General features: G+C 38.8%; 9 protein-coding genes. 8 read left to right on the top strand and 1 reads right to left on the bottom strand.

Annotation, left to right across the window (positions count from 1 at the left end; all coding sequences use genetic code 11):
* Positions 1 to 47: 47 nt before the first annotated feature.
* From galE to RWU19_RS13245, 8 genes are all read left to right on the top strand, one after another.
* Positions 48 to 1,037 (top strand): UDP-glucose 4-epimerase GalE, encoded by a 990-nt coding sequence (galE, locus tag RWU19_RS13280; RefSeq protein ID WP_002329353.1) that lies wholly within the window; start codon positions 48 to 50, stop codon positions 1,035 to 1,037.
* A gap of 11 nt (positions 1,038 to 1,048) precedes the next feature.
* Positions 1,049 to 2,533, top strand: a complete 1,485-nt coding sequence (gene galT / locus RWU19_RS13275) for a UDP-glucose--hexose-1-phosphate uridylyltransferase (RefSeq protein ID WP_123837736.1) — start codon at positions 1,049 to 1,051, stop codon at positions 2,531 to 2,533.
* 23 nt (positions 2,534 to 2,556) lie between these two features.
* Complete coding sequence (locus tag RWU19_RS13270) at positions 2,557 to 3,537, top strand: LacI family DNA-binding transcriptional regulator (RefSeq protein WP_002308880.1); 981 nt, start codon at positions 2,557 to 2,559, stop codon at positions 3,535 to 3,537.
* A 193-nt stretch (positions 3,538 to 3,730) separates the two neighbouring features.
* Positions 3,731 to 4,453 carry a tRNA (adenosine(37)-N6)-threonylcarbamoyltransferase complex dimerization subunit type 1 TsaB gene (tsaB, locus tag RWU19_RS13265; RefSeq protein ID WP_033603063.1) on the top strand — a complete coding sequence of 241 codons (723 nt, stop codon included), beginning with the start codon at positions 3,731 to 3,733 and terminating at the stop codon, positions 4,451 to 4,453.
* A complete protein-coding gene (rimI, locus tag RWU19_RS13260; protein WP_002329349.1) occupies positions 4,437 to 4,979 on the top strand; it encodes a ribosomal protein S18-alanine N-acetyltransferase in 543 nt (180 codons plus the stop codon). Before tsaB ends, rimI (RWU19_RS13260) begins: the two co-directional genes overlap by 17 nt.
* 6 nt (positions 4,980 to 4,985) lie before the next feature.
* On the top strand, positions 4,986 to 5,450 hold the full coding sequence (gene rimI / locus RWU19_RS13255) for a ribosomal protein S18-alanine N-acetyltransferase (protein WP_002308883.1): 465 nt from the start codon (positions 4,986 to 4,988) through the stop codon (positions 5,448 to 5,450).
* The gene (tsaD, locus tag RWU19_RS13250) at positions 5,447 to 6,463 is read left to right on the top strand and encodes a tRNA (adenosine(37)-N6)-threonylcarbamoyltransferase complex transferase subunit TsaD (RefSeq protein ID WP_002308884.1); all 1,017 of its coding nucleotides are present in this window, start codon (positions 5,447 to 5,449) and stop codon (positions 6,461 to 6,463) included. Before rimI (RWU19_RS13255) ends, tsaD begins: the two co-directional genes overlap by 4 nt.
* 375 nt (positions 6,464 to 6,838) lie before the next feature.
* Entirely contained in the window at positions 6,839 to 7,528 is a 690-nt protein-coding gene (locus tag RWU19_RS13245) for a CpsD/CapB family tyrosine-protein kinase (RefSeq protein ID WP_123837737.1), read from the top strand.
* Positions 7,529 to 7,589: 61 nt separating this feature from the next.
* Here RWU19_RS13245 and RWU19_RS13240 read toward each other — a convergent pair whose 3' ends face one another.
* Positions 7,590 to 8,291, bottom strand: coding sequence for a Crp/Fnr family transcriptional regulator (locus RWU19_RS13240; RefSeq protein WP_002329347.1), 702 nt, complete (start codon positions 8,289 to 8,291; stop codon positions 7,590 to 7,592).
* Positions 8,292 to 8,521 lie beyond the last annotated feature (230 nt).

Below are 8,521 nucleotides of genomic sequence, written 5' to 3'. Positions count from 1 at the left end.
ATATAGAATCAACAAACACAATTTCACTAATCAAAGGAGTGTTTTTTATGACAATTTTAGTACTAGGCGGAGCCGGTTATATCGGTTCGCACGCTGTAGACCAGCTAGTTCAAAAGGGGTATCAAGTCGCTGTGGTAGATAATTTACTCACAGGTCACAAACAAGCAGTACATCCAGATGCTCATTTTTATGAAGGAGATATTCGGGATAAAGAATTTCTACGTTCCGTATTTGAAAAGGAACCGATTGAAGGAGTAATCCATTTTGCTGCAAGCTCTTTAGTAGGAGAATCTGTCGAAAAACCATTGATGTATTTCAACAACAACGTATACGGTATGCAAATCTTACTTGAAGTCATGCACGAGTTCAACGTGAATAAAATCGTATTCTCTTCTACTGCAGCAACTTATGGAGAGCCGAAAGAGTCTCCAATCACGGAAAATACACCAACTAATCCTAAAAATCCGTATGGTGAAAGCAAATTGATGATGGAAAAAATGATGAAGTGGTGTGACCAAGCGTATGGCATGCGCTATGTCGCTTTGCGCTACTTCAATGTAGCCGGAGCAAAAGCAGATGCATCTATCGGAGAAGATCATACACCAGAAACGCATCTTGTCCCAATCATTTTACAAGTAGCTCTTGGTCAAAGAAAAGCATTGGCTGTTTATGGAGACGATTACGATACACCAGACGGAACATGTATTAGAGATTATGTTCAAGTAGAAGACTTGATTGCCGCACATATTTTAGCTTTGGAATACTTGAAAGAAGGAAACGAAAGCAACTTCTTCAATTTAGGTAGTAACAAAGGGTATTCGGTCAAGGAAATGTTAGAAGCAGCTAGAGAAGTGACGGGGAAAGAAATCCCGGCAGAAATAGCACCAAGAAGAGCTGGAGATCCTAGCCGATTAGTCGCTTCAAGTGAAAAAGCGAGAGAGATTCTGGGCTGGAAACCTGAATACACAGATATCAAAGAAATTATCAAAACAGCATGGGATTGGCATGTCAGCCATCCAAATGGTTATGAAGAATAGGGGAATGAGATATGTCAATCAGTCAAACGATTTGTGATTTTGCCACACTTGCGATCGAAGCTGGCGGATGGATGGAAATGGACCGCTTATATTTACAGAATCGTCTTTTAGGGATGGTGGGAGAAGACGCTCTAGAAAGCGTCGAAGTAAGATCAGTTAAGGAAGAATCAGTAGACTTATTGGATCAGCTTGTCGCTAAGGCAAGAGAAAATGGTGTTCTTTCAGAATTACCAGCAGAACAAGAGATTTTTGAAGCACAATTGATGGATTTTCTTACACCGCCGCCTTCCGTTGTCAATGCATTCTTTGCGCAGCATTATTCGAAAAGTCCAGAGGAAGCAACTGATTATTTCTTTGATTTAAGTAAGAAAAATGATTACATCAAAACAAGAGCCATCGCTAAAAATATCAAATTTCCAGCAGAGTCAGCATATGGTGAATTGGAAATCACGATCAATTTATCTAAACCAGAAAAAGATCCAAAACAAATTGCGGCAGAACGTGAGGCAGCCAAAGTAGATTATCCTACATGTATGCTGTGCATGGAAAATGAAGGATATAGAGGACGCTTGAATTATCCAGCCCGCACCAATCATCGAATCATTCGAATGAATCTAGATGGTGAAAGCTGGGGATTCCAATATTCTCCTTATGCTTATTACAATGAGCATTCGATCATTTTATCAGAGCAGCACCGTCCAATGAAAATTTCAAAGGAAACATTTGTTAGACTGCTTCGGATTACTGAAGTCTTGCCTCATTACTTTGTTGGTTCAAATGCTGACTTGCCGATTGTTGGAGGATCGATTCTTTCTCATGATCATTATCAGGCAGGACGTCATGAATTTCCTATGGCAAAAGCACCGATAGAAAAACTCATCAAATTAGCAGATTATCCGCAAGTCATCGCAGGAGTTGTGAAATGGCCGATGTCTGTGATCCGTTTGCAATCAACAGATAAAGAGTTGCTGATTGAAGCAGCTAATTCAGTGTTGGAAAAGTGGAAAGAATATTCGGATGAAACAGTAGAAATCCGGGCTTTTTCAGCAGATGGTACACCACACCACACGATTACGCCAATTGCACGAAGAAGGGACAATTATTTTGAGCTGGACCTTGTCCTTCGAGACAATAATGTTTCAGATGAGCATCCTGATGGTATTTTTCATCCGCATAAAGATGTCCAACATATCAAGAAAGAGAACATTGGATTGATCGAAGTAATGGGGCTTGCTGTTTTACCACCTCGTTTGAAACCGGAACTAGCAGAAGTAGAGCGGTTCTTATTGGGAGAAGAAAACCAGATGGCTGAATATCATCGTCCATGGGCAGAACAGTTGAAAAAAGAGCATCCTGATTTGACGAAAGACGCGGTCACTGATGTTGTACAAAAAGCTGTAGGTCAGGTTTTTGCTCGTGTCCTAGAAGATGCTGGGGTGTTCAAGCGAGATGAAAAAGGACAAGCAGCGTTTGAGCGGTTTACTGCGATTTTATAAACGGAAAAAAGGAGGAGAGACAAATGGCAACAATTAAAGACATTGCTCAGTTGGCAGGAGTTTCTCCTGCTACTGTTTCAAGAGTGCTCAACTACGATCCTGAACTTTCCGTCGGCTTAGCCACAAAGCAAAAAATTTTTGAAGCAGCGGAACGCTTGAATTATACGAAGCACCGCAAAAATGCAGCAAATGCTAAGCAAACCCTTCGTCTGATCCAATGGTACGATGATACAGAAGAACTTGAAGATCTTTATTATTTGTCTATTCGTTTAGGAATCGAAAAAAAGGCAGAAGAAGCAAACGTTACTTTGTTGAAAGAAACGTGGGATTCCATTAGTGAGCTTCCAGCAGATGGAACGATCGCATTAGGGAAATTCGATGAAGCTCAGCTGTTGGATTTGAAACAATCCCAACAAGCCTTGCTTCTGGTAGATTCTGATGGCACTTCTCAAGGAATCGATTCTATAGTTGTCGATTTTAAGTCGAGTGTTCAAAAAGTCATTGAGCACTTTGTTTCCCAGAATGCACAACATATCGCGATGCTTGCTGGAACAGAATATACAAAGAAAAACCATCAGCGACTAAGGGATCCTAGAATCATGGCATTCCAACAAGTTTTAGCAGAAAAAGGCTACGACGAAGGTTCAATTATCGAAGCAGATTTTTCTGTCGAGTCAGGCTATCAAGCGGTTAAAAAATATTTAAAAACAAACGAGCAGATTCCTGACGCACTTTTTGCGGCTAATGATGCCTTAGCGATTGGCGCGCTGAAAGCGATTCAAGAAACAGGTTTAGCGGTGCCAGAAGATATTTCCGTGATGGGTTTCAACGATGTCAGTGTAGCGAAATATGTGACACCCTCTCTTTCTACTGTGAAAGTTTATACGGAATGGATGGGAGAGCTAGCAGTGGAGACGATCCTTCAACTAAGTAATTCCAAAGCACCAGTTTCAAGAAAAATCATTGTGGAAACAGAGTTGATTGTTCGAGAGTCGACGAAATAAAAAAAGAAAAAGTTGTGGTAAAGTGTCGTGATACCGCAACTTTTTTTGTGTATGTAAGGAAGAAACTAGATTTGCCGGTCAGCAGATAATCATGTATCATTGTACTAGTTTTGCCTTTGATATTTTCATCATTGGAATAAAAAAGTATGCTACAATGGAAGGCGAGAATGTTATAGCAGAAAGGATCAAATATATGATTACATTAGGAATAGATACTGCAAATCAAACTTTGGCGATCGGTGTGGTGGAAGATAAACAAATTCTTGGGCAAATACAGACAAATATCAAACGCAACCACAGTGTGACGCTGATGCCTGCCATTGACCAATTGTTTGCAGATCTTCAAATGAGTCCCCAAGACATTGACCGAATCGCGGTTTCTGATGGTCCTGGTTCTTATACAGGACTTCGTATAGGTGTAACGACAGCAAAAACGATTGCTTATACACTAGATAAAGATCTAATAGGAGTATCTAGCCTGAAAGCCATCGCGGCTAATTGTGTCGGGGTGAATAAAATGATTGTGCCCATGTTTGATGCTCGAAGAAAAAATGTCTATGCTGGGGCATACCGCTGGAAAGAAAATAGATTAGAAACTGTACTTGAAGATGTACATATTGCTGCTTCTGATTTGTTTGCACAACTACAAGAGCTGAATGAAGCTATTTATTTCGTTGGGAGTGATTGTCATAAATTCATCTCTGAAATAAAAGAAATGCTACCTGATGCGATGATTAATACAGTTCCAGCATGGGATATCCCAAGTGGTGTGACTGTGGCTCAATTAGGTGCGTTGGATGAACCAGTTGCAGATAAACAAGCTTTTCTCCCTCGTTATTTAAAACGAGTAGAAGCTGAAGAGAAATGGTTAGAGACGCACACGCCTGGAGACGAAAGCTATGTTGAAAAAATTTAAAGCATATGCTAGAAGCCTTTTTCAAGATAAAATGATCTATGCAGAAAAAACAATCGAACAAATCGATCGTCGCTATATACTAAGAGAATTGACTACAGAAGATATCAAAGAGCTGTTGGATGTCGAACGAGAAGTCTATAATGGCGAATTGCCATGGACCAAAAGTGCCTTTATGTCAGAATTGAAGTCACCACTTCCTCATCTATATTTAGGGATCTTTGATAATGGAAGAATGATCGGGTTTGTTGGCTCAAGGGCGTTCGGTTTAGATTGTCATATCACGAATATTGCTGTTCGACCGGCATATCAGCGTAAACGAATCGGTTCGCTGCTTATTGACGAAATCGAGAACTTTGCTATAATGAATCGCTGTGAGACGATGTCATTGGAAGTACGCATGAGTAATCAGGATGCGCAAAGACTTTATCGGAAATTAGGGTTTCAAGCAACGACGATCAAAAAAAGATATTACACTGAAACAAAAGAAGATGCGTTAGATATGATAAAAATTTTAGAAAATGAGTGAGATTAGTTGATTTGCAGAAAAAAAGATTTTGATGAAGCATATTTGGCAGAATGCGTATGGGCAATTAGCGAAAATGCTTATCCATATGGCTCACCTTGGACGAAGATGCAGTTTTTGACAGATATCCAACAGCCCCACACAGATTATCTTCTTTTAGTTGAAGATAATCAGATCTGTGGTTTTGTCGGGTATTCGAAAGTAATGGATGAAGTCGAAATCACGAATATCGCTGTTGCAGTTTCAGAACAAGGAAAAGGCTATGCACGGCATTTGCTACATCTGCTGATTGCGGAACAAATAAAAGATTCGCTGCATGTTTTTTTAGAAGTACGTCTGTCTAATGAAGCAGCAAGAAAACTTTATGAATCAGAAAAGTTCCGTATATTAGGTAAACGGAAATCATATTATCGCAATCCGACAGAAGATGCGATTATTATGAGCAGAAAGTTAAAAACGGAGACGATGAAATGAATGAAGAATTGATTCTGGCAATTGAATCAAGTTGTGATGAAACGAGTGTAGCGGTCGTTAGAAATGGAACAGAGATCTTATCTAACATCGTTGCTTCCCAAATAAACAGTCATAAACGTTTTGGCGGAGTGGTGCCTGAAGTAGCTAGCCGCCATCATGTAGAACAAATAACCTTATGCTTGGAAGATGCACTGGTAGAAGCTGGTGTATCGGCAGAAGATTTATCGGCAGTCGCTGTCACTTATGGGCCTGGACTCGTCGGCTCTTTGTTGATTGGTATTTCTGCAGCTAAGGCTTTTGCTTGGGCACACCAATTGCCGCTGATTCCTGTGAACCATATGGCAGGTCATATTTATGCCGCACGTCTGGTCAAACCATTCCAGTTTCCATTGATGGCACTTCTTGTTAGCGGAGGACATACAGAATTAGTCTATATGCAAGAAGATGGATCATATGAAATCATTGGGGAGACAAGAGACGATGCAGCAGGAGAAGCTTATGACAAAGTTGGAAGAGTCTTAGGTCTTTCTTATCCAAGCGGAAAAGAAATCGATCAGCTAGCTCATCAAGGAAAAGATAATTATCATTTTCCACGAGCAATGATCCATGAAGATAATTATGATTTCAGTTTTAGTGGATTAAAAAGTGCATTTATCAATTTGGTGCATAATGCACAACAGCGTGGAGAAGATCTAGACAAAAATGATTTAGCAGCTAGCTTTCAAGCAAGTGTGATCGATGTATTGATTACTAAAACACTTCGAGCTTGTCAAAATTATCCAGTCAAGCAACTGGTTGTAGCTGGAGGTGTAGCGGCCAATCAAGGGTTGCGTGAAGGATTGCAAGCTGCTCTGTCAGCTAAACTCCCTGAAGTAGAATTAGTGATTCCGCCTCTGAGACTTTGTGGAGATAATGCTGCAATGATTGGAGCAGCAGCACATGTGGAAATGCAAAAAAGAAATTTTGCCAGCTATCAGTTGAATGCTGATCCAAGCTTGGTTTTATCTGAATAAATGAAAGAGAGTGTGAAAAAGCTGCCCTGCATCAAGTTATAAGAACAGCAAAGAAAAAACAGCTTCACATGTTTTTGACTTGGTTGAACTTATTACCGTAGATGCAAGCTTTTGAACACTATTTATTGTAATAAGGGTTGTGGCAGATTTTTGTCACAACCCTATTTTTTGCCTATTTTTAATTGAATGTGTTATTTAAATTTATTATATATATTGTTTTAAAAACATTTTATGCTAATATCTGTAATAAAAAATAGTTATTATATAAATTGTGTTCGTTTTTTTCCTGTGCTATGATTAATTCAATAAATCATAGGATTTATTCGTGTACATAGAAAGTCTGAATACAAAATGAAAAAAGAAAGTAGAGAGAATATGAAGAAAAAGAAAATAGCTGCCTCTCCGGTTCCTTTAGTTGCACTAGCTGATCAATCGATTACTGCCGAGAAATATCGAACGATCCGGTCCAACATCCAGTTTGCAGCGATTGATCGGGAATTGAATACATTGGTCATCACTTCTTCCGGCCCAGATGAAGGGAAATCTATTACTGCCGCTAATCTAGCAGTAGTTTTTGCAAATAGTGGAAAACAGGTCTTACTTGTAGATGCCGATTTGAGGAAACCAACTGTAGCATTGTCTTTTCAATTGCCGCATAATGAAGGATTGAGTAATTTACTTAGTGAGCGTGAACGGATAGCGGACGATTACATAACTGAAACACATATAGAAAATCTTTGGATCTTGCCCAGTGGTCCAAAGCCGCCCAACCCTTCGGAAGTTTTAGGGACGAAAAGAATGGAAGAGATAATAGAGGAACTGATACTTGACTTTGATCTGGTCATCTTTGATATGCCTCCGGTAGCGACTGTAACGGATGCTCAAATCCTTGCAGCAAAAACGGATGGAACGCTACTTGTTGTCAGAGAAAGAAAGACAAAGAAACAAGAGTTGGTAAAAGCGAAAGAACTGTTGCAGATTGCAAAAGCAAATATATTAGGTGTAGTTTACAATGGAACAAAAAAAGAGAGTGATCTCACTTATTATTACCAATCATTTGAATAGACGAAACAAAAAGAAACAGCGCCCCCGATAAATATCAGGATCGCTGTTTCTTTTTGTCGCGTTATTCTCTCAAAGCTGGAGTAGTAGCGGTCTTACAGAAAGTAAAATGCTTTTTGTGATAATCTAACAGTCCTGAATCACGTAGTTGTTTGATTACTTGTCCAGCAGTTTCACGTGTCGTACCGCTATTCACTGCTAATTCTTTTAAGGTAATTGGATAAGGAATGGTGATATGGCCGTCTTCTGTTGGTACGCCAAGTTCTTCTTTCAAAATGAATAGATTTTGTTTCACTCGATCAAAAGCACTGGAGGTTAATCCAATTTGGATACGTAACTCATGTATTTCGACTACTTTAGAAATTTTTTGGATCATATAGATCAGTTGTTCAGGATTTTTTCGTGCTAATTTTTCATAGTAGGAAACAGGAAGATAGAAAGTTTCGATATCAGTCATCGCTTGAGCTGTATAAGTGTAGGTCTCTTCTCCAAACATTCCTGACATAGGAAAAAGGTTATTGGTAGTCACGTAATCATAATAATAATAGGTGGCACTTTCATCGTAACGTTCTAAACGAACAAGTCCTTTGGTCAAGATATATAACCGTTGTCTAGGATCACCATCATCAAAAAGGATTTGTCCTTTCTTATAGGAACGAAGAACAGTATGTTCCTTGATCTGTTGGAACTCTTCATCCGAGAAATGTTCAAAATCAGGTTGATATCTGAGTTTTGAAAAGTGAAAATCGATTTTATTAACACGCATTAAAAAGTCCTCTCCTTATTGTTCACTATAGTTATTGTTACTTTTTTTAAAGAATTTGTAAAGTTTTAACACATCTGGATTAAACATAAGTTTTAATACTTTACAAATAAAATTTGTTATTATGTAAAAAATATACATCTACATTGAATAATTTATTTTGAAGATAAGTATTTGTGTATAAAAAACAATAATAATACATATAGCAAACGCTAACAATGTTAGTATAGTTT

Origin of the sequence: Enterococcus sp. 2STP (assembly GCF_032465635.1) — a bacterium.
In the GTDB taxonomy this organism is placed as follows: Bacteria; Bacillota; Bacilli; order Lactobacillales; family Enterococcaceae; genus Enterococcus_B; species Enterococcus_B lactis.
Note: the sequence above shows the minus strand (reverse complement) of the source record. Positions and strands in the feature narration are given on the sequence as shown.

What these genes read in the sequence shown, in the direction of transcription:
- galE (WP_002329353.1), top strand. Translation starts at nt 48, where the DNA reads ATGACAATTTTAGTACTAGGCGGAGCCGGTTATATCGGTTCGCACGCT.
- galT (WP_123837736.1), top strand. Translation starts at nt 1,049, where the DNA reads ATGTCAATCAGTCAAACGATTTGTGATTTTGCCACACTTGCGATCGAA.
- RWU19_RS13270 (WP_002308880.1), top strand. Translation starts at nt 2,557, where the DNA reads ATGGCAACAATTAAAGACATTGCTCAGTTGGCAGGAGTTTCTCCTGCT.
- tsaB (WP_033603063.1), top strand. Translation starts at nt 3,731, where the DNA reads ATGATTACATTAGGAATAGATACTGCAAATCAAACTTTGGCGATCGGT.
- rimI (WP_002329349.1), top strand. Translation starts at nt 4,437, where the DNA reads ATGTTGAAAAAATTTAAAGCATATGCTAGAAGCCTTTTTCAAGATAAA.
- tsaD (WP_002308884.1), top strand. Translation starts at nt 5,447, where the DNA reads ATGAATGAAGAATTGATTCTGGCAATTGAATCAAGTTGTGATGAAACG.
- RWU19_RS13245 (WP_123837737.1), top strand. Translation starts at nt 6,839, where the DNA reads ATGAAGAAAAAGAAAATAGCTGCCTCTCCGGTTCCTTTAGTTGCACTA.
- RWU19_RS13240 (WP_002329347.1), bottom strand. Translation starts at nt 8,291, where the DNA reads ATGCGTGTTAATAAAATCGATTTTCACTTTTCAAAACTCAGATATCAA.